We start from the raw sequence: 18,920 nt of genomic DNA on the forward strand, positions 1-18,920 counted from the left end.
TCCCAACACATCCGAGCTCGCCAATCGGCGGTAACGCTACAAATCCATTCGACTACAGTGCGACATCATGGACATTAACTCACACAACGCCCTCTCAGAACCCGCCGAAGGAGGACGCACATGTCGTCCGCAGAAACAGCCCCTGGGGCGCACACCGGCGCCAGAACCTGGCTCGGGCTGGTCGTGCTGGTCCTGCCCGCCATGTTGCTGTTCATGATGCTGACCGTTTTGTTCCTGGCCATCCCCCAACTGGCCGCGGACCTGAAACCGAGCAGCACCCAAACGTTGTGGATCATCGACATCTACGGCTTCCTCATGGCCGGGCTCCTGGTCACCATGGGCACCCTGGGCGACCGCATCGGTCACCGCCGGCTGCTGATCGCGGGCGCGGCCGTCTTCGCCGTCGTGTCAGTGATCGCGGCCAACACCTCCGACCCCGCCATGATGATCGTCTGGAGGGCGCTGCTGGGCATCGCCGCGGCCACCCAGATGCCCGCCACCCTGGGACTCATCTTCTCCACGTTCGCCAACCCCCGGCAGCGCGGCATCGCCGTCGGCATCTGGTCGGGCGGGATCTCCGTCGGCACCGGTCTCGGCCCGGTGATCGGCGGGGCGCTGCTGGAGGCGTTTTCGTGGCGCGCGGCCTTCCTCATCGCGGTGCCCATCATGGCGATCGTCGTGATCGGCGCGCCGCTGCTGCTGCCCAACCCCCGTAACCCGGCCGCCGGCCGCCTGGACCTGTTCAGCGTGCTGCTGTCGCTGGCGACCCTGCTGCCGATCGTCTACGGCGTCAAGGAGCTGGCCAGGCCGGACTCGCTGATGCCCGCGCTGGCCGGCATCGCGGCCGGGCTGGCCTTCGGCGCGTGGTTCGTGCTGCGGCAGCTGCGCCTGCCCGAGCCGCTGCTGGACGTGCGGCTATTCGCCAACCGTACGGCCGGTGGCGCGCTGGGCGTCTTCCTGCTGGCGGCCACCGCGCTCGGCGGCATCTATCTGCTGTTCACTCAGTACCTGCAGCTCGTCGAGGGGCTCTCCCCGCTGACGGCCGGGCTGTGGGTGCTGCCTGCCGCCGCCCTGCTGGTGGTCGTCTCCACCCTCTCACCCGTCCTGGTACGGCGCGTCCGCCCCGGATACCTCATCGCGGCCGGGCTTGCCGTGCAGGTGATCGGCTACCTGATGCTCACCCAGGTCAACGCCGCCGGCGGGCTCCCGCTGCTGGTCGCGGGCTTCATCGTGCTGTATCCCGCCGTCGCGCCGTCCATGGCCCTGACCACGAACCTGGTCGTCGGCTCGGTGCCGCCGCAGAAGGCAGGGGCGGCGTCCGGGCTGGCCACCACGTGCAGCGACCTGGGTATCTCGCTCGGCATTGCGATCATCGGCAGCATCGGCGCCGCCGTCTACCGCGCCCAGGCCGCCACCACCCTCCCCGCCGCCCTGCCGTCCGAGGCCGCCGCGGCAGGCCGCGAGAGCCTGGACGGCGCGGTCTCGGCCGCGCAGAGTCTGCCGGCCGACCTCGGCACGGCGCTGCTCGCCCCGGCTCGCGAGGCCTTCACCAGCGGGCTCAACACCGCCGCCGTCATCGCCGCGGCCATCGCCGCCGGCGCGGCGATCCTGGCGATCACCAAGCTCCGCCACATCCCCGCGACCGGCCCCGCCGCCGAGGCCGAGCAGTCCTGACGCATCCAGCCGCGAAAGAAGACCACCGTTGACCACGGACCCGAACACATCCTCACCGCCTACAGCACCGAGGAACTCCTCCGAAGGCGCAGCGTCAAGTGGCGGGAGTTCCCGCCGGACGTCCTGCCCATGCGCATCGCGGAGATGGACCCCCGCTCGTCGAGCCCATCTCCTCAGCACTGATCACCGCCATCGGCCGCGGCAATACCGGTTACGCGCTCGTCGGCCGGCTCCCCGAGGCGCTTGAGATCCTCTCCGAGGATCTACGTCCCTACACGGCGGGACGGCCGAGGCCCCGCAGCTGCTCAGGAGTGAGTGCGGAGACGTTCTGGTCGACGGGGGAGTCGGTGTACTGGTGGATGGTCCAGGACTTCCAGTCGGCGGGCGGAGCGAGCTGGCCCTTGGGCTTGCTGTAGTGAGCGACCCAGAGGGGGTAGTCGGCCAGGCCCTTGCCGTAGGTGTTGGCGAAGTTCCAGCCGCTGTACAGCATCGGGGTGACCCCGGTCTTGGTCTTCACGTGGGACAGCCAGGCCTTGGCCCAGGCGTTGACCTCGGCGACGGACCTGCCGTCGGTGGTCTCCAGGTCCAGGACCAGCAGATCGCCGGCCTTGGCGGGCTGGGAGTTGACCATGGCCAGGAAGTACTCGGCCTCAGCGATGGGGTCGTTGCCGGGGTGGCCGTAGTGGTAGGCCCCGCGCACGATTCCCTTCTTGCCTAGCTCGCTCCAGTGTCGGGCGAACGAGGCGTCGCGGAAACTCGTGCCCTCGGTGGCCTTGATGATGCCGAACTGTGCCGGGCTGGCGTTCCAGTCGTAGTCGGACTCGTACCGCGAGACGTCCACGCCGTAAGTAAACGACCTGGCTTCGTGCTGAGCGCTGTGGGTCGCGTCGTGGCCCGTGGTCTCGGCGAACGCCGTCCCCGTCACGCCGGTGATGGCTGCGGTTCCGGCCAGGACGGCTCCTGCTACGGCAATGCTGAAGCGCTTGTAGTCGAGCTTGATGGTGTTGACTCCTTGCTTCCATGCCGCCTACCGGGTTAGCTGACGGGTTCGGGACTGGAAGTGCCCTACGGACGCCGCCTGGTTGGCGTCCGATTCACCCCAAAGAACGATGGGTCCCCGGCTCCGCAGTGTCTGCGGACTCGGCGGCCGAGCGCCCTCGCACGAGAGTGCTGGAGATGGCGCACGGTCCGGTCAAGAAAGGCGGCGTCAGGCGAAAGGCTCATCCATAGGACGCCGCGCTGCCTAAAGGTACATATTTACCCAAAGAGAGTGCAAGTGGAGCAAAGTGGACGTCCACGAGTCGGGGCTCTTTCGGGCGAGAACTGCCGTGCCAGCAGGGGTTTCCGGTTTGGGTAAAGCCTCACGCCCGTCGCTGCTTGTCCTGTTCGGCGTAGCTCGTGAAGGCGAAACTCCGGTCGGCTGTGTGACTCCAGGGCACTGTGTGGCAGACGATACAAACGATTCGGCAACGCTCTCTCATCGATCGTGAGTAGGTAAAGGATTTTATCGGGATCGCCTGCAGGGCAGGGTATTCCGTCGCCTTCTCCCGAGGCTCGCTTGCATCTTTCTATGCGTTTCGCTTACCTTCGAGGACTCACGGCGTATCGCCTGGCAGCGTTGCCTGTCGCGGAACGTCTCTGTATTGCCGAGACCGCCTCTCACCAGCATGAACGTCGTGACTGCGGGTGTGATGCGGCCGCCGAATTCGCGATCTCGCGGAGCCGGGGACCCACATGTTCCTGGGGTGAATCGGCGCGCTCCGCAGGAGCGTTCCGTAGGGCACTTCCACGCCCGAACCCGTCAGCTAACCCGGTAGGCGGCATGGAAGCAAGGAGCAATTTCCACTCATGCGTAAGAACGTCTTCGCCCATGCCCTGAAGCCCGCGACCCTTGGCGGGTTGGCCGCCGCGGCCAGTGTGGCTACAGGCGCGATGCTCGCCGGCACGCCAGCCTTCGCCGCCGACCACCAAGCCCAGAAGCCTGCGACGCAGGCGTCCGCGCAGTCGGTGCTGAAGATCGCTGAGTCGCAGATCGGCGTGGCAGAGAACGCCGCGGGTGGCGGAACGCCGTTCCACAGCTGGTACATGTCCTCCCAGCGGGCGAAGGAGACCATCGCCCGTGACGGCGGCAGCGTGCAGGCCTACGCCAACGCGCCGTGGTGCGCCATGTTCGTCTCCTGGGTGGGCGAGAAGGCGGGTGCCCGTTCGACCGTGGGCTGGGATGCGTACACCGTCACCTGGGCCAAGTGGTTCCAGGCCAACAAGAAGTGGGGCACGCTCGCCAAGCCCGGCGCCGTCGTCTTCTACGACTGGAACGGCAAGAGCACTACGGGCATCGACCACATGGGCCTGGTCAAGCAGGACAACGGCAACGGGACGATCACCACGGTCGAGGGCAACACCGGCAACGGCAAGGTCGAGCAGCGGATCCGGCCCAAGTCGCAGGTGGTGGGCTACGGGTACCCCGAGTACAAGGCCTGACCTGTAAGCAGGCCGACAGAGAGCTCCTTGCCAGTGCGATGGTCAAGGGAACACGGGTGGTGCAGGACGACTTCCTGCACCACCCGTTGCATGTGAAGCCTGCCTGAGGCACGGTGAGCGGCCGGCGCCGTGCAGCCTCCGTATAGGCGGGGCAAGGTAGGGCCCAAGCTGCACTCCCCGCGCGGGGTAGATCTTTTTCGCATAGCATCACAAACAGGTCAACCCATCTACTACAGTGCATCGTACTGGTCGGGTGACCTGGCTTCTCCCGAAGTCGATCGGCCAGCCGCTCAATCCCGGCGTGTCCGGGAACCGGGGAACCAACCGCGTGGAGCGATCCACGTACGGGGTGAATCCGCCGCAGGTGCGGCGGTAGGGCGTCTCCTGGCCCGAATCCGTCAGCTAACCCGGTAGGCGGTCGAGGAGAAGGGCTATTCCCCCGGCCTATGGCATCCATTGACGAGGGCCTGCTTGAGGCTGCCCAGAAGTATCTCGGCTACCAGGAGCAGAGCAGCGGCTACACCAGGTTCGGCGACTGGTACTACGTCAACGTGGATTCCAGCGACTCCTACTTCAGGACCGCTCCCTGGTGTGACATGTTCATCACCTGGGCCGCCAACCAGGCGGGCGTCGAGAAGTATGTCGGCGAGTTCGCCTACACGGTGGACCACGCAAGGTGGTTCAAGTCGCAGGGAGCATGGAGCAACAGGCCTGAACCGGGTGCGATCGTGTTCTACGACTGGAGCGGCTCCAAGGACCTCGGCGGCATCGATCACGCGGGCATCGTGGAGCGGGTGGACGGTGAGAGGATCTCCACGATCGAGGGCAACGTCGACAGGGTGTGGCTCAAGCGCAAGGAGCGCGATCAGAACAAGGTCGTCGGGTACGGACTGCCGAAGAAAGTGCGGGAAAAGATGGGAGACGGCGGCAGAGAGGTCTACATCATCGAGGGTGAGTTAGGTTCCCCTCCACTGCAGCCGGCCGCCTTCGGCAAGGCAGGGCCTCCCAAAGCCGCCACAGCATCCGTGACCTCGGCCTCGCCCGACAGCATGACTTTGATCGACGTGATGGCTGTTCCGGCAGGCTCTCTCGCCATGCTGATCGGCGCGACCCTGATCATCAAGCGAGCAAGAGCGCGCCGCGTCGCCGTCGTGGCTGGGCGGCATCGCAAAGTGGCCTGCGGCCGACATCGAACTCCTTCTGACTAGCCAGCTGGCTCGCTCGTACCAACTTGAGGCGTCGCGGGAGGCAGACGCAAGATCGCCTTCCTGTACACGTAGACAAGCGGGGTGAACAAGCCTTATGCACTGCAATGGACGGTGAGTGACGCGTCGGCGGTGTGGCGGACATGAAGTTCGGTGGCGGCCAGCTGCTCCAGCTGGTCAAAGGATGCCTGCGCCTTCGACAGCCCAGGCTGAACGATGACGATCTCGAAGGTGTACCGAAGAAGCTTCGCCCGGTCTCGCAGCCGGTACAACGCGGCGAGGTCGCCGGCTTCCCAGGGTGAGACGCCGGTTCTCGCATACTTCTTGCGCGCGCGCTGCGCCAAATGCTGGAAGAGCCGCGTGGGGTTCTCGCGCCAGCGGACGCTCTTCATCGCCTGGCCGCAGACCTCGTACAGGTCCTTCACTTGTGCAGCAGCCTTTCCCGTGCGCGCGTACTTGCAGTGCACAAGGCGGACAAGAAGATGATCGCTGTTGAGCGCCATGGCCACGACATCAGCGACTTCGCCGGCACCGTCGTCGTCCAGCACGACATCCCAGTGACGCTCACTGAGCAGGTCCCGGATGGCCCTGGCCTGGATGGAGTGGGGTAGCTTCGCCGACTCCTGCGACTCCACCCTGAGGTCGGTGCCCGTCCAATCGAGGGCGATGAGCCTTTCCCGAGGGTAGGGCTCGATGTCCTGGTCGATCCGCAGCAGAACGCCATCCGGTTGCAGCATGAGATCGCCTTGGAACAGTACGGTCAGTCCCACTGTGTTCAGCCATTGGCTCAAGGACAGGGACGAGTTCCTGGCGTGGACGATCAGCTCGCTGGACGACAGGCATTGGTAGAAGAGTTTCCCTGCTTGGATGTCAAGCTGGTACGGAACGGTCCAGTGATCGGTGGCAACCTCGAACACGACAGGGCCGGTGGTCGAGCTGTTGTCCGGGCGGAGGTCGGCGTCGAGGATCCAATATCGGCGACCGTCGTACTCCAGCTGGAGGGTCTCAGTGGCCAGATCGTAGAGGTTCCATGGCCATTCGAGGGACAGGACCGCGGCGGTGGGGCGCTCCTGAATCGGTTCGGGCAGAATGAAGTTCGCGATGATGTCCTCGATGCTGATCGAGTCGTCGAGCAGGCGCGGGCCGATCTCGTTGCACCAGTCACGCCAGTACTTCACATTGCTGGCGGTGTCCGGGCTCCAGACACGGCCCTTGGCGCTGGCGGCGATGGAGACGCGTTCGCCACGGCGGTAGCCTGTGCCGGCGATGTGGGTCTGCGTCTTGGTCCGTGCCTCGGCCGTGGGGAAACCCTGGCTGACGTCGGTGCCGACGTGCATGGAGAATCGCCGGAACTGGTTTCGCACGTCGAGGACGCCGACGTTGGTGGGGATGAGGCGAACGATGTCGCCGAAGGCCCTGTAGACGGTCGATCCGGTGAAGCCGCTCGCGCCTTCGCCGAGCACGGCCTCGGCCAGGTCTTCGAAGATCCCATCGTTGGCGGAGTTGTTGATGTAGAGCAGCCGTCGTTCTTGATCGAAGTAGAGGACGTACAGCTCGTAGCTGGTCTCCTCCAGTACCCGGCTCTCGCTCCACCTGACCGGGCCATGGCGTTCGACCACACACCAGGCCACGCCCGCGCGCGGGTTCAGGCCGATGGGATCGGTGAGAAGGCTGTCAGGGCCGAAGTAGTCGTAGAGCGCGTCTGGATTCCAAGAGGCGGTCGGTGCGCGATAGACGACGGTGCTCAGCTTGGGCTGAAGGTTGCTCAGTACGAGGTCCTCGGGCCGGCTGGTGAACCCCATCTCGAACTCGCTGACCTCGACCTCGGCCTCCACAGCCGCTTCGGACAGGTTCCGAACTACAACGTTCCAGTTGGCATCCTCGGCGTACAGGCTCCGCAGGCGAGTGTCGAGCTCGCTGTCGGGGCGGCTGACGAACATCCACGCGTCCCCAAGGTGTTGGTCTCCCGGCTGAGCTCGAGTGAAGCGGCCGATGAACTGCAGCGTCACGCTCAGGCTCTTCTGCGGGTCGTGCACAGCCGCGATCTTCAAAGCGGGAAGGTCGAAACCTTCACCGAGCATGTTGACGCAGACAATGATCAACGCCTCGCGGCTCTTGATCGCCGTCAAGGCCTCCCGTCTCGCGCGGATTCCCATCCGGCTGTTCAAGATCACAGGATTGAGGTCGGGAGCAAGTTGCTGGTACAGCTCCAGGAGTTCCTGCGCTCGCGGGATGGACCTGGCTCTGGCCATCAGGAGATGGTCGAGGCCTGCGTCGAGATCCGCGCGCAACTGGGCAACGGCTTTCGTCGCAAGTGTTCTGTCGGGGTCGGCGAAGTCGAGGACGGACACGTAATTGATCGGGGCGAAGTACCCATCCTTCTGAGCCTCACGCAGCGGGAAGCTATAGACGATCTTCCCGGCGATGTGACGGCCGTCTTCTCGGAAAGGCGTTGCGGTGAACTGCACCACGCGCCGATCAGTGAACCACGCACGGACATACGACCAGGTTGGCGCCTCCACATGGTGTGCCTCATCAACGAACAGATGGGTGCATGCGGTGAGAATGGCGGTACGGACCCCCTCGGCGCACTTCTGCAGCACCTGAGGCGTCGCGACGATGACATTGCATGCCTCGGCAAATCGCGCGGCCTCGTCGCCGTCGTCCATGCCTTTGGTCATGCGGCCGACGACGGGCCGGCAGGCGTCTGGGTGCACGATTCCGAATCGCTGCAGGACACCGAGCTGCTCGAACTTTCCCGCCACTTGATCCCGTAAGTGATCCGACGGCACGAGTACCAAGAGCTTCGATATCTTTGCGGCGACCAGCAGGGCGAGCATGGTTTCGGTCTTGCCCGTGCCGGTCGGCATCACGACGGTGGCGGGTTCGGTGGGTGCGGTCGTCCAGTGCCCCAGAACGCAATGCAACGCACCGAGCTGAGCCCGCCGCAGTCCGCTCTCATCGAAACTCAGCGCACCGAAATAGGAGGCGACAACTTCCTCTGGCGTCATCAGCTCCAGATTGCCCGGCGAGCTTCGCCGGGCGACCTCTTGGGGAGCCAAGAGCTGACGAACGACGTTGCCGCCAAATGAGACGGGAGCTGCCCAGACATCGGCGGGCTCCTCTGAATGATTTCCGGCCATCGCATGCCCCTAGACACACGAGAGCACCGACCAGCTCAGCGTTCCCCGTCGCTTGCGCCCCGTGAGTTATGCGGTCGCTCTCTGTTAACGAGAGCCTCAGCATACCCTCCTCTTGGCCCCTGACGATGTGAATAACGGCCGACCCGTATCTGCACGAGCTACACCTCTTATGACCGCTGATTATGGAGGTGATCACTTAGATCGGGCGTGCCGAGCAGTACGGCGGCCATCACGATCGGGCGCATGATGGTGAGCCTCGCCAGGCCTCCAGCATGACCGGCGAGGCGATGTGGACCGAGATGGTTGCCAGGATGCGCCATGGGCACTATGGATCTTAGTAGATTCTGCCCGGAGAAGACTCATGCCACCTTGGACGGCTGTTCTCGGCCTGGTCACCCTGCTCGCTGTAGGCGTGCTTGCGATCTATCTGGTCTCGCTGCTGCTCAGTCCTCGTCAGGTCCTCGGCGCGCGTCCGTTCCTGTCCGGGAATCACCCTCAGGAGCATGCCCTCTCGCGCTACCACGTGCGGTGGTACGCGGTGACCCTGGTCTTCCTGGCCTTCGACATGGAAATGGTCTTCATGTATCCCTGGGCGCTCGTCGTCGCCGAGGTGGGCACCGTGGCGTTGGTGGAGATGTTCATCTTCCTCGGCCTGCTCATGGTGGGCGTGGTCTATGCCTGGCGGGAGGGGGCGTTCCGGTGGTCGTGATCGAGTGGTTGCTGAAGCGGGCTGCACAGCATCCGCGGACGGTCGTCGTCAACGCTGCGGACGGGACCCGGGCCCGGCTGCTGTGCGCGGCCGAGATCGCGCGGCGGCGGTGGCAATCCGCGCTGTCCCCGGGAGAGGCCGACCTGCTCGTCGTCTGTGGTGCTCCGAACGAGGAGTTCGCGGAGGCCGTCCGGACGGTCTGGGACGATCTGCCGAGCCCCCGTGCGCGAGTCGACGTGCCAGGCGACGCCTCGCAGGACCTGGTCGTCCAGTCCCTGGACCGTGCGGTCGCGCAGCTGGCCGATGGGGAGGCGCAATGGCGAGACGCCGCGAGCCGAGCGGGCAGACCGAAGTCACCTGATGCACGTGGATCGGGCACATCCCACGAGGGGCACGATCCCCACGGTATGCACAGCCAGAGACATGACAGCCATGAGGGCGGTCGCCACGGCCACCACATGGGTGATCCGGGTGGCCTGGCGATGGCGGGCCGGGGCCCTGACCGTGACGGGCTGAGCCTTGACCGCCTGCACGTACCGCTCGGCCCGATCCTGCCCGACTGGCCGTGCGGGTTGGTGGTGGACACCGTGCTGCAGGGCGACGTGATCCAGGAGGCCACGGTCAGGTGGCTGGGGGGCGGTGAGTCGTTCTGGACGGAGCCGTGGGACAGGGCGGCGGCTGGCCGGCTTGTGACGCGTGGTGAGGCCGAGCGGCGGCGGGCGGCTGCTCATCTCGACAGTCTCAGCCGGCTGCTGTCGGTCGCGGGATGGCCCACCGCCGCCTGTGGCGCCCGGACGTTGCGGGATCAACTGCTCGCAGAGGCGTCGCGCGCGGCGCTGACGGCTCCGTACGAACGTCTCGCCAGGCAGGTGCGTCGTTCCCGGACGCTGCGCTGGATGCTGCGCGGCGTCGGATCGGCCCGGGATGGCGACGCGGCGGCGAGGCTGGAGGCATGGCTCACCGCCACGCGGGCGGCCATCGCCTCGATCGAGGAAGAGGCGCCGCTCGACGTGGAACGCCCTGCCGGGAACCTCCTGAACCCCGAACTGCTCGTCGGCGCCGAGTTGGCCAGCGCGCGGCTGATCATCGCGAGCCTGGACCCGGCTCCGGCGGTCGCCCATGCCTGAGGTCGCGGCGCTGTCGCTTCCCCTGGCGCTGGTGGTGCTGGGGCTGGCCGCCGCCGGTCTCGATGCCGTCCTGAGCGGGGGCCGGGCGAGCGCCCCGTTCGGTGAGGTGGCCCGGCTGCTCGTCCAGCAGCGCCGCCGTACGTTGCTGCCCGACGTGCTGCTTCTGCGGATCGGCGTCATCAGTCTGGTGGCCGCGCCGCTGCTGGCGGGGATCGTGATCCCGCTGGGGGACGTTCCCGTGGCGGACCTGTCCGCGGGCATCGTCTGGTTCAACGCCATGGAGGTGTGCGTCTGGGGCTCGCTCTGGCTCACCGGATGGTCGGTCAACTCGGTGTTCCCGCTGGTCGGCGCCTACCGGTTCGTCGCTCAGGGGCTGGCCTACGAGCTGCCGCACATGTTCGCGCTCATCACCGTGGCACTCGGGGCGGGGTCGCTGCGGATGAGCGACGCGGTGCAGGCGCAGCAGGGGCTCTGGTTCGTGGTCTGGATGCCGCTCGCCTTCCTGATCTACCTGGTCTCCGCGCTGGCGATGGCGTTCTGGGGGCCGATGAGCCAGCCCGTGGGGAGTGATCTGGCGGGTGGCGTGCGGGCCGAGCTGTCGGGGCCCGATCGGCTGCTGTTCCAGGCGGGACGGTACGCGCTGCTGGTGGTGGCCGCGGCGGCGGCCGTACCGCTGTTCCTCGGGGGAGGCGCGGGTCCGGTGCTGCCGAGCTGGCTGTGGGTGCTGGTCAAGACGATGGCGGTGCTGGGGTTCCTGGTCTGGGTACGGCATCGCGTGCCGGCCGTCCGGATGGATCGCTTCACCCAGGTGTCGTGGCTGGTGCTGATCCCGCTCGCGCTCGTTCAGCTGCTCGTCGTCGGAATCGTGGTGGTGTGATGGCCGTCGCCTTCTGGATCCTGGCCGTCGTCTCCGTGGCCGCCGGGATCGCGGTGTTCGTGGTCGACTCGATGGCGCGGGCGACGTTCGCCCTGCTCGCCTCCCTGCTGGCGGTCGGGCTCGCGTTCCTGCTCATCGACCTGGAGTATCTCGGTGTCCTGATCATCCTGATGATGGTCATGGAAATGCTGGTCATGGCGGTGTTCATGATCATGTACATGATGAATCCAGCGGGCCTCATGCCGATGAAGATGGTCCACAACAACCGTGGAGCGGTGATCATCTCGGCCGTGGTCTTCGTGCTCCTCGTCGCGGGGATCTTCCTCACCTCCTGGCCGCGGCGCAGGGGAGAACCGCCCCCTGATCCCACCCACCAGCTCGGGCTCGCCATCATGGGGCCGAAGATGCTCGTCATGATGGTCATCGGAGTGGCCATCCTGGCCACGATGATCTCCACCGTGGTGCTCGCCACGCATCGCGGACGTTACGACCGCTACGGGGACGACCTGAGGCGAAACCGCCCGCTCGATCCCGGGCCGGGCTCCGGGACACCCATCCCGGCCGCTCCCGAGCGCCACGGCGGGCATGCTTCGTGCGGCTCGGCCGGTCCCGGTGAGGAGACCTGATGTCGCTCGAAGCCTTCCTCGTGCTGGCCGCTGCGCTGTTCGCCGTCGGCCTGTACGGCGCGCTGTCACAGCAGTCGATCGTGATGCTGATGATGGGCCTGGAGCTGATGATCAACGGGTTGATCGTGGCCGGCGGGGCGTTCTGGTACTACCTCGCTCCGCAGAACGCCGATGGCCAGGTTCTGGTGCTGGTAGCGGTCACGGTGATGGCCCTTGAGATGGCGATGGGCTTCGCCGTCGTCACCGCGCTGTTTCGGGCGCGGGAGGTGGACATGACCGACGACGCCCAGGACCTGAAGGGATGAGCCTGCTCTCGCTGCTGCTGCCGGCGCTGCCCGTCGTGGCGGGCGGCGTCCTGCTCCTCGTCCGCCGTGCCGCGCCGGCGGTCACGCTGCTGGTGGCGCTGGTGACCGTAGTTCAAGCCGTGCTGGCCGCGGTCGTGCGTCCTGCCATGACGTTCGAGGTGTTCGCCGGTTTCGAGGCGGGGCTCGCGGTCGACGGGCTGTCCGCGGTCATGGTCGTCACGGTGGCGGTGATCGCGCTGGCCGTGCTCGTCTTCGCGGCGGGGGAGATCCACGAGTCCGAGGGCCGGTTCTTCGGGCTGATGCTCATCTTCATCGGCGCCATGCTGGTCACCGTCACCGCGACGGACCTCCTGCTGCTGCTCATGGCGTGGGAGGTCATGGGCGCCATGTCGTACGCGCTGATCGGCTTCTGGTGGCGCGACCCGGGCCGGGTACGGTCGGGGACCATCGCCTTCGTCACCACCCGTGCCGGCGACATGGGGCTCTACCTGGCCGCAGGCGGCGCCATCGCCGGAGCCCACGCACTGACCCTGGCGAGCCTGAGCGCCTTGAGCGCTCCATGGCTGCACCTCGTGGCGGCCGGGCTCGTCGCCGCCGCGCTGGGGAAATCCGCGCAGCTGCCCTTCTCCTTCTGGCTCTCGCGGGCGATGGCGGGCCCGAGCCCGGTTTCGGCGTTGCTGCACTCGGCCACGATGGTCGCCGCGGGCGCCTACCTGCTCCTGCGGACCGCACCCTTGCTGGCGGCGACCGGCTGGGCGGGGCCGCTGGTGGCCTGGGCGGGAGCGTTGACGGCGTTGCTGCTCGGCGCGGTCGCCTTCGCGCAACACGACCTCAAGCAACTGCTGGCCGCCTCCACGTGCGCGCAGATCGGATTCATGGTGCTGGCCGCGGGCGTCTCGGCGGTCGCCGGCGGAACGGCGCAGCTCGTCGCGCATGCGGCGGTGAAGAGCCTGCTCTTCCTCGGGGCCGGCGCGTGGCTGACCGCGCTCGGCACCCAGCGGCTCCCCGAGCTTCAGGGCGCCGCACGGCGGTATCCCCTGGTGGGGGTCACCTTCGGGATCGGTGCCCTGGCGCTGGCCGGGCTGCCGCCGCTGTCGCTGTGGGTGACCAAGGACGCGGTGCTGGCCGCGGTCGACGATCCCGTTCTGTCCGTGGTGTCGCTGGCAGCGGGCGCGCTCGCCGCAGCGTATGCGGCGAAGGCACTGATCGCCGTCTGGCTACCCGCGCCGGAGCAGCGGGATGTGCCGCGGCTTGGGCTCCTCGAACGGCTGCCGCTGCCTCCGCTGGCCCTGCTCGCCATGGTTCTGGGGATCATCGGGCTCCCGGCCCTGTTCGACGCGTGGGCCCGGCTGCTCGACGCGCCAGGGCCCGCTCCCGAGGCGGGCGAGCTGACCGCGTCGGGATTGCTGGCTACAGCCCTTGTGCTGCTGGTCACCTGGACCCGCGGAGCGTTTGGCGAGGTCAGCGTGCTGACCGGTTGGTTGCGCCTGGAACCGCTCGTGGTCGCGGTGATCTGGCAGCCGTTGATGGCGGTGGCCAGGGCGCTGGCCCGCTTCGATGACAGCGTGATCGACGGTGCGGTCCGTGCCGTGGCACGCGCCGCGACAGCGACGGCCAGGACCGCCCGCTCGCCCTTCGAATCAGGCGTGGACGGCCTCATCCGTGGCGCCGCCGGCGGTGTGGGGCGGCTCGGCGCGCTGGCGAGGAAGCCGCAGACCGGCCAGGTGCACACCTATCTCGCCCAGGCGACGGTGGCCGCCGTCCTCCTGGCGATCGTCATTGTGCTGGTGAGGTGACCGTGCTCTCGCTGACCATCTTCCTGCCGCTCCTGGCCGCCGCGTTGCTGGCCGTGCCGCGGCTGCCCGCCAGGTGGGTCTGGGTAACCGCTGCAGCTACCGACCTGGTGCTGGTCGTGGTCATGTGGCTCGGATACGGCGAGGGGATCGGCTACGAGGAACGGCTGCGCTGGATCCCCTCCGTGGGCGCGGGATACCACGTCGGCGTCGACGGCCTGTCCCTGCCGCTGATCGCGCTCACCGCGGTGCTGTTCCTGGCTTGCGCGATCTACTCGCTGAAGCAGGAAGAGCGGCCGAAGTCGTACGCCGCGCTCTTCCTATTCCTGCAGACGGTCTCCACGGGCCTGTTCGCCGCCCTGGACCTCCTGCTGTTCTTCGTCTTCTTCGACCTGTCGATCGTCGGCATGTACTTCGTGATCGTCGGCTGGGGGCACGGCGACCGAGCCCGTTCGGCGCTGAAGTTCTTCCTCTATACCTTCCTCGGCTCGCTCGCCCTCCTGCTCGGATTCATCGGTCTCTACCTCGGCGGCGAGCCGCGCACGTTCGACATCGTCGAGCTCACCGCGGCGCCGCCGCAGGCCGGCGCGCTGGTGCTGCTGGCCGTCGGCGTCGGACTGGCGGTCAAGACGCCCACCGTGCCCTTCCACACCTGGCTGCCTCCCGCCCACACCGACGCCCCCGCCGCCGGATCCGCCATCCTGGCGGGGATCCTGCTCAAGATGGGGACGTACGGCTTCGTCCGGATCGCCATGCCCCTGCTCCCGGGACCGTGGCGGGACTACGCCTGGGTGATCATCGTCGTCGGCGTGGTGAGCATCCTGTACGGCGCCCTGGTCGCCCTGGCGCAGCAGAACATCAAACGGCTGATCGCCTACACCTCCGTCAACCACATGGGGTACATCGTGCTGGCACTGGGCGCCGCCGGCCTCGCCGCCGGGGACGTGCCGGCCAGGCAGCTGGCGGTCACCGGCGCGATCACCCAGATGGTCAGCCACGGCCTGATCACCGGCGCGCTCTTCCTGCTCACCGGCATCCTCTGGGACCGGGCGCACAGCTACGACCTCCAACGCTTCGGCGGGATCGCGGCGACCGCCCGCACCTTCACGCTGATGACGGCCGTGGCCGCCTTCGCCTCGCTCGGCCTGCCCGGGCTGTCCGGCTTCATCGCCGAGTTCCAGATCTTCGCCGGCGTGATCGGAACGGGCCTCACCGGTGCCGTCGTCGCCGGCGGGCTGAGCATCGCAGGCATCCTGATCACCGCCGCGTTGCTCCTCCGGGTCCTGCAGCAGGCCTTTCTCGGCCCTCCCGGTGAGCTGCGCGTAGCGGAGGCCCGGACGTACGAGGTGGGCTCGATCGCCCCGCTGCTCGCGCTGTCCCTGGTGATCGGCATCGTGCCGCGCTGGCTGCTCGACCTGATCGAGCCGTTCTCGGCGGCGCTCGTGACCTGGGTCAGCCGATGACGGGCATGAACGAGAACCCCCTCGACCTCCTGCCAGAGCTGCTCATCCTGCTGGGGGCGGTCGGAGGGCTGCTCGCCGGCCTCTTCCTGCCCCGGCGGCGGCAACGGCTCGTGGGCTGGATCTGCGGGACCGCTCTGCTCGCGGCCCTGGCCGCCACCCTGGTCGCGGCCTTCCGGCCGGACCTGATGGCTTTCGAGGCCTACTCGGTGGACCTGCTGACGCACGTGGCCAGGGCCACGGTCATCGTCGCGACCCTGCTGGTGCTCGTCCTGGCCGCCGGCTGGGCGCGGGACCACAGCCGCGAGGCCGAGCTGTACGTGCTCATCATGCTCGCCGCACTCGGCACCGTGATCCTGGCGGGCGCCGACGACCTGCTCGTCCTCGTGGCCGCCTACCTGCTGGCCAGCATTCCCGCCTACGCGCTGGCGGGGTTCGCCAAGGACGCCGCGGGCACGGAGGCCGCGCTCAAGTACTACCTCATGGGCGCCTTCCTCGGCGTGCTCATGCTGGCCGGCGTCACCCTGCTCTACAGCCTCGCCGGGACGACGGCCTACCAGGAGTTCGGTCCGGTCCGGAGTGGGGTGGCCGGGCTCGCCGTGGTGCTCCTGCTCGCCGGGCTGTTGTTCAAGGCGGGCGGAGTCCCGGCGCACTTCTGGGTGCCCGACGTGACAGAGGGCACCTCACGTGCCGTGGCCGCCTTCGTCACCACCGTCCCGAAGATCGGCGCCTTCGTCGCCCTGCTCCGCCTCGCCTCTGAGGTCTTCGCCGGCCTGGACACCGGATGGCGGCCGCTGATCGCGATTGTCGCCACGGCCACGATGACCCTGGGCAACCTCGCCGCCTTCTACCAGGACAACGTGCGACGTCTGCTCGCGTACTCGACCATCAGCCAGGCCGGTTACCTGCTCGTGCCGATCGTCGTCGCCGGGCGCAGCGAGCTGGCCGAACCCGCCCTGCTCTTCTACGTGGCCGCCTACGCGATCACGAACCTCGGCGCCTTCGCGGTGGTCCTCGCCGTCGGCAAGGACCTGCTGGCGGACTACGCCGGACTCGCGCGCTCCGCTCCCGGGCTGGTCTTCGCCCTCATCGTCTGCCTGCTCGGACTGGTGGGCACGCCGCCCACGGCGGTCTTCGTCGGCAAGGTGCTCGTCTTCACCGCTGCCTGGGACGGTGGCTACGCCTGGCTGGCCGTGGTGGCGGTGATCAACACCGTGGCGAGCGTCTTCTACTACCTTCGCTGGATCCGGCCCGCCTTCCAGGGCACTGGCACGGCCACCGTCAGCCGTACGGCGACGCGAATCGCTTACCTGGCCACTACTGTCTCTTTGTTCCTGGGCGCAGGCAGTGGTGCCATGCTCGCCAGCCTCTACTACGGCTCGTAGCCCAGAGCTGAGTCGGCGCATCTGGGAGCACGTCGCAGGCATAGAGGCGGTGTGGCTGGTCAGTATCAGGAATGAAGGGATGTTCTCGCACGTCAGGAGGGGTGCTAACGGCGGATGCGGATGGGCCTCGAGGCTGTCCGCAACAAGGCCGACAGCTGTGAGGAATCGAGAGAGCGACGCATCATGCGTACCAACCGCAAGATTTCCTTCACGATTGCCGCGAGCGCACTCGCCCTGTCGACCGCGTGCGGGGGCGGCAGTACCTCGACCACCGGCTTCACATCGCTGAGCCAGACGACGCCGTCCGCCACTGCGACCAACGGCCAGCCATCGCCCGCCTTCAATGATGCGGACGTCATGTTCGCCCAGATGATGATCCTGCACCACCAGGAAGCCATCGAGATGGCCAACCTCGCTGCTACCCGATCCTCCGACTCAGAGATCAAGACGCTCGCGTCCAAGATCGAGAAGGAGCAGGAGGAGGAGATCCAGACCATGAAGGGCTGGCTGTCCGAGTGGGGCAAGCCCGAGCCCACTCCTGGTATGGGGCATGGCATGCCCGGCGGTATGCCGGACGAGGACATGCGGAAGCTCGAAGCCGCCAAGGGCAAGGAGTTCGACAGGCTCTTCGCGGAGCAGATGATCACCCATCACAAAGGGGCGATCGAGATGGCCCGCACCGAAGAGGCGGATGGAGCCGATCCGCAGGCCAAAGAACTCGCCAAGACCATCATCGCTACTCAGCAGGAAGAGGTGAAGCAGCTGGAGCAGATCCTCAAGCGGCTCTGACCTGCCCCGGTTGCCCGACGTGCGGCCTTCGGCGGCCGGGGTCGGCATTTCAGCCGCGCGCGACGATGCGGTCGACCCGGGCCCAGCGATGATTCGCCGGGCCCGGCGGTGGCTGGGGTCCATCCATTCGACGACCATTTGTTCGGTGTCGCGCGGACGGTATGACGATCACGGGCGGACTGCGCCGAGCAGGCGGTTGCGCCAGTAGTCGTCGAGGTCGACCACCTTGATGACATCTCCGGTCTGAGGGGCGTGCACCATCTTGCCGTTGCCAGCGTACATGCCCATGTGTCCCAGTCCTTTACTGAAGAGCAGGTCGCCGGGTTGCAGCGCGTCCAGGGGGACGCGGCGGCTGGCGCCCCAGGACCACTGGGTCCAGGTCGTCCGCGGCAGTTCGACGCCGCCGGTACGCCAGGCGGCCTGCGTGAGGCCGGAGCAGTCGTAGGAGCCGGGCCCGGTGCCGCCGTATCGGTAGGGCTTGCCCACCTGAGCGAAGGCGAACTGGAGCGCGCGGCGGGCGTTGCCGGAGGCTGGACCCGTGTACTCGATGCCGGGGCTGTTGGGATCGCCGGTCTGGAAGGTGCCCAGCCGCCGTAGGAGCTTGGTCTGCTCCTTGACCAGTTTGTCCACCTTGGTCTTCTCGTCGCGGACCTTGTCGCGAGCGTCGTCGGCTTCTGTCAGGACTCGTTGTGCTTCCGCGCGCCGATTGCGCAGGTCCTTCGTCGCCGCTTCGTAGGCGAGTATTTTGGCCGCTCGGTCCTGCGCCAGTTGCTCGAGGGAGGCCATGCTGCTCAGGGCCGTCTCGGAGTTGCCCTGCAGGGCGAACGCCGGCCAGCCTCCGAACGGTCCGGCCTGGTAACTGTTGCTCGCTATCGTGGCGAGTTCTTCGCGTAGCGTGCCGACCTGTGCGTCCTTGCGGCTGAGCTCGGTGTTGAGCTTCTCGTACTTCTTCTTGGCCGACTTGTACGCCTCGTTCGCCTGGTTGTACCGCTCGACCAGTTGGTCGGCCTGTTCGTTCAGCTTTACCAGCTTGGCCCGGATCTTGGCCGGTGACGGCTCGGCGAGAGCGCCGCTGGGCGTCGCGGCCAGTGCGATCAAGGCTAACGCGGTGGCTACTGCTGTTCGCCCGAGCCTCGTCCACACGGCCACTACGACGCCTCCTCGTAACTCTCTGAACCTGGGCCGAAATGGTACAGAAGGCGTGGCGGTTGTTGCCCTGCTCTGCGCAATTTCGCTGGGCAGACCGACGTACTATCGCTAGTAGCTGATCCGGTCTTACGTGTGGTTACGTGGGCGGTAGGCACCGGGTTCAACAGGCGCGTACGCGCCCCGGCTCCACGGATGGT

General features: G+C 67.2%; 15 protein-coding genes and 3 riboswitches. Of the genes, 12 read left to right on the forward strand and 3 right to left on the reverse strand.

Annotated features, from left to right (window positions below; translation table 11 throughout):
• Positions 1-120: 120 nt before the first annotated feature.
• The gene (locus AB0K28_RS16870) at positions 121-1,674 is read left to right on the forward strand and encodes an MFS transporter (protein WP_364370440.1); all 1,554 of its coding nucleotides are present in this window, start codon (positions 121-123) and stop codon (positions 1,672-1,674) included.
• A 271-nt stretch (positions 1,675-1,945) separates the two neighbouring features.
• Here the strand turns inward: AB0K28_RS16870 and AB0K28_RS16875 are convergent, their stop codons facing one another.
• Complete coding sequence (locus AB0K28_RS16875; RefSeq protein ID WP_364370443.1) at positions 1,946-2,599, reverse strand: GH25 family lysozyme; 654 nt, start codon at positions 2,597-2,599, stop codon at positions 1,946-1,948.
• 84 nt (positions 2,600-2,683) lie between these two features.
• Positions 2,684-2,830, reverse strand: a riboswitch (cyclic di-AMP (ydaO/yuaA leader).
• A gap of 532 nt (positions 2,831-3,362) precedes the next feature.
• Positions 3,363-3,509, forward strand: a riboswitch (cyclic di-AMP (ydaO/yuaA leader).
• Positions 3,510-3,522: 13 nt separating this feature from the next.
• Between AB0K28_RS16875 and AB0K28_RS16880 the strand changes: the two genes are divergently transcribed.
• Positions 3,523-4,155 carry a CHAP domain-containing protein gene (locus AB0K28_RS16880; protein WP_364370446.1) on the forward strand — a complete coding sequence of 211 codons (633 nt, stop codon included), beginning with the start codon at positions 3,523-3,525 and terminating at the stop codon, positions 4,153-4,155.
• A 277-nt stretch (positions 4,156-4,432) separates the two neighbouring features.
• Positions 4,433-4,588: riboswitch (cyclic di-AMP (ydaO/yuaA leader) on the forward strand.
• 13 nt (positions 4,589-4,601) lie between these two features.
• A complete protein-coding gene (locus AB0K28_RS16885; protein ID WP_364370449.1) occupies positions 4,602-5,363 on the forward strand; it encodes a CHAP domain-containing protein in 762 nt (253 codons plus the stop codon).
• A 92-nt stretch (positions 5,364-5,455) separates the two neighbouring features.
• Here AB0K28_RS16885 and AB0K28_RS16890 read toward each other — a convergent pair whose 3' ends face one another.
• Positions 5,456-8,503: a DEAD/DEAH box helicase family protein gene (locus AB0K28_RS16890; RefSeq protein ID WP_364370452.1), complete on the reverse strand. Its 3,048-nt coding sequence runs from the start codon at positions 8,501-8,503 to the stop codon at positions 5,456-5,458.
• A gap of 361 nt (positions 8,504-8,864) precedes the next feature.
• On the opposite strand from AB0K28_RS16890, the gene AB0K28_RS16895 reads away from it, so the two are divergent.
• The 9 genes from AB0K28_RS16895 (at position 8,865) to AB0K28_RS16935 (ending at position 17,574) form a co-directional block, all read left to right on the forward strand.
• Entirely contained in the window at positions 8,865-9,212 is a 348-nt protein-coding gene (locus tag AB0K28_RS16895) for an NADH-quinone oxidoreductase subunit A (RefSeq protein ID WP_364370455.1), read from the forward strand.
• Positions 9,203-10,339, forward strand: coding sequence for a hypothetical protein (locus AB0K28_RS16900; RefSeq protein WP_364370457.1), 1,137 nt, complete (start codon positions 9,203-9,205; stop codon positions 10,337-10,339). The genes AB0K28_RS16895 and AB0K28_RS16900 overlap by 10 nt, the downstream gene beginning before the upstream one ends.
• Positions 10,332-11,216 carry a complex I subunit 1 family protein gene (locus AB0K28_RS16905; RefSeq protein ID WP_364370460.1) on the forward strand — a complete coding sequence of 295 codons (885 nt, stop codon included), beginning with the start codon at positions 10,332-10,334 and terminating at the stop codon, positions 11,214-11,216. Before AB0K28_RS16900 ends, AB0K28_RS16905 begins: the two co-directional genes overlap by 8 nt.
• Positions 11,216-11,842: an NADH-quinone oxidoreductase subunit J gene (locus AB0K28_RS16910; RefSeq protein ID WP_364370463.1), complete on the forward strand. Its 627-nt coding sequence runs from the start codon at positions 11,216-11,218 to the stop codon at positions 11,840-11,842. Before AB0K28_RS16905 ends, AB0K28_RS16910 begins: the two co-directional genes overlap by 1 nt.
• Positions 11,842-12,147, forward strand: a complete 306-nt coding sequence (gene nuoK / locus AB0K28_RS16915) for an NADH-quinone oxidoreductase subunit NuoK (RefSeq protein WP_364370466.1) — start codon at positions 11,842-11,844, stop codon at positions 12,145-12,147. The genes AB0K28_RS16910 and nuoK overlap by 1 nt, the downstream gene beginning before the upstream one ends.
• The gene (locus tag AB0K28_RS16920; RefSeq protein WP_364370469.1) at positions 12,144-13,943 is read left to right on the forward strand and encodes a proton-conducting transporter membrane subunit; all 1,800 of its coding nucleotides are present in this window, start codon (positions 12,144-12,146) and stop codon (positions 13,941-13,943) included. The genes nuoK and AB0K28_RS16920 overlap by 4 nt, the downstream gene beginning before the upstream one ends.
• Positions 13,940-15,403: an NADH-quinone oxidoreductase subunit M gene (locus AB0K28_RS16925; protein WP_364370472.1), complete on the forward strand. Its 1,464-nt coding sequence runs from the start codon at positions 13,940-13,942 to the stop codon at positions 15,401-15,403. Before AB0K28_RS16920 ends, AB0K28_RS16925 begins: the two co-directional genes overlap by 4 nt.
• A gap of 5 nt (positions 15,404-15,408) precedes the next feature.
• Positions 15,409-16,785 (forward strand): NADH-quinone oxidoreductase subunit N, encoded by a 1,377-nt coding sequence (locus tag AB0K28_RS16930; RefSeq protein ID WP_364370475.1) that lies wholly within the window; start codon positions 15,409-15,411, stop codon positions 16,783-16,785.
• Between the two features lie 114 nt (positions 16,786-16,899).
• Positions 16,900-17,574, forward strand: coding sequence for a DUF305 domain-containing protein (locus tag AB0K28_RS16935; RefSeq protein ID WP_364370478.1), 675 nt, complete (start codon positions 16,900-16,902; stop codon positions 17,572-17,574).
• Between the two features lie 168 nt (positions 17,575-17,742).
• On the opposite strand, the gene AB0K28_RS16940 is transcribed toward AB0K28_RS16935, so the two are convergent.
• On the reverse strand, positions 17,743-18,672 hold the full coding sequence (locus tag AB0K28_RS16940; protein WP_364370481.1) for an NlpC/P60 family protein: 930 nt from the start codon (positions 18,670-18,672) through the stop codon (positions 17,743-17,745).
• Between the last annotated feature and the right edge of the window lie 248 nt (positions 18,673-18,920).

The organism is Nonomuraea sp. NPDC049504 (assembly GCF_040676845.1).
Taxonomy (GTDB): domain Bacteria; phylum Actinomycetota; class Actinomycetes; order Streptosporangiales; family Streptosporangiaceae; genus Nonomuraea; species Nonomuraea salmonea.

What these genes read in the sequence shown, in the direction of transcription:
- AB0K28_RS16870 (WP_364370440.1), top strand. Translation starts at nt 121, where the DNA reads ATGTCGTCCGCAGAAACAGCCCCTGGGGCGCACACCGGCGCCAGAACC.
- AB0K28_RS16880 (WP_364370446.1), top strand. Translation starts at nt 3,523, where the DNA reads ATGCGTAAGAACGTCTTCGCCCATGCCCTGAAGCCCGCGACCCTTGGC.
- AB0K28_RS16885 (WP_364370449.1), top strand. Translation starts at nt 4,602, where the DNA reads ATGGCATCCATTGACGAGGGCCTGCTTGAGGCTGCCCAGAAGTATCTC.
- AB0K28_RS16890 (WP_364370452.1), bottom strand. Translation starts at nt 8,503, where the DNA reads ATGGCCGGAAATCATTCAGAGGAGCCCGCCGATGTCTGGGCAGCTCCC.
- AB0K28_RS16895 (WP_364370455.1), top strand. Translation starts at nt 8,865, where the DNA reads ATGCCACCTTGGACGGCTGTTCTCGGCCTGGTCACCCTGCTCGCTGTA.
- AB0K28_RS16905 (WP_364370460.1), top strand. Translation starts at nt 10,332, where the DNA reads ATGCCTGAGGTCGCGGCGCTGTCGCTTCCCCTGGCGCTGGTGGTGCTG.
- AB0K28_RS16910 (WP_364370463.1), top strand. Translation starts at nt 11,216, where the DNA reads ATGGCCGTCGCCTTCTGGATCCTGGCCGTCGTCTCCGTGGCCGCCGGG.
- nuoK (WP_364370466.1), top strand. Translation starts at nt 11,842, where the DNA reads ATGTCGCTCGAAGCCTTCCTCGTGCTGGCCGCTGCGCTGTTCGCCGTC.
- AB0K28_RS16920 (WP_364370469.1), top strand. Translation starts at nt 12,144, where the DNA reads ATGAGCCTGCTCTCGCTGCTGCTGCCGGCGCTGCCCGTCGTGGCGGGC.
- AB0K28_RS16930 (WP_364370475.1), top strand. Translation starts at nt 15,409, where the DNA reads ATGAACGAGAACCCCCTCGACCTCCTGCCAGAGCTGCTCATCCTGCTG.
- AB0K28_RS16935 (WP_364370478.1), top strand. Translation starts at nt 16,900, where the DNA reads ATGCGGATGGGCCTCGAGGCTGTCCGCAACAAGGCCGACAGCTGTGAG.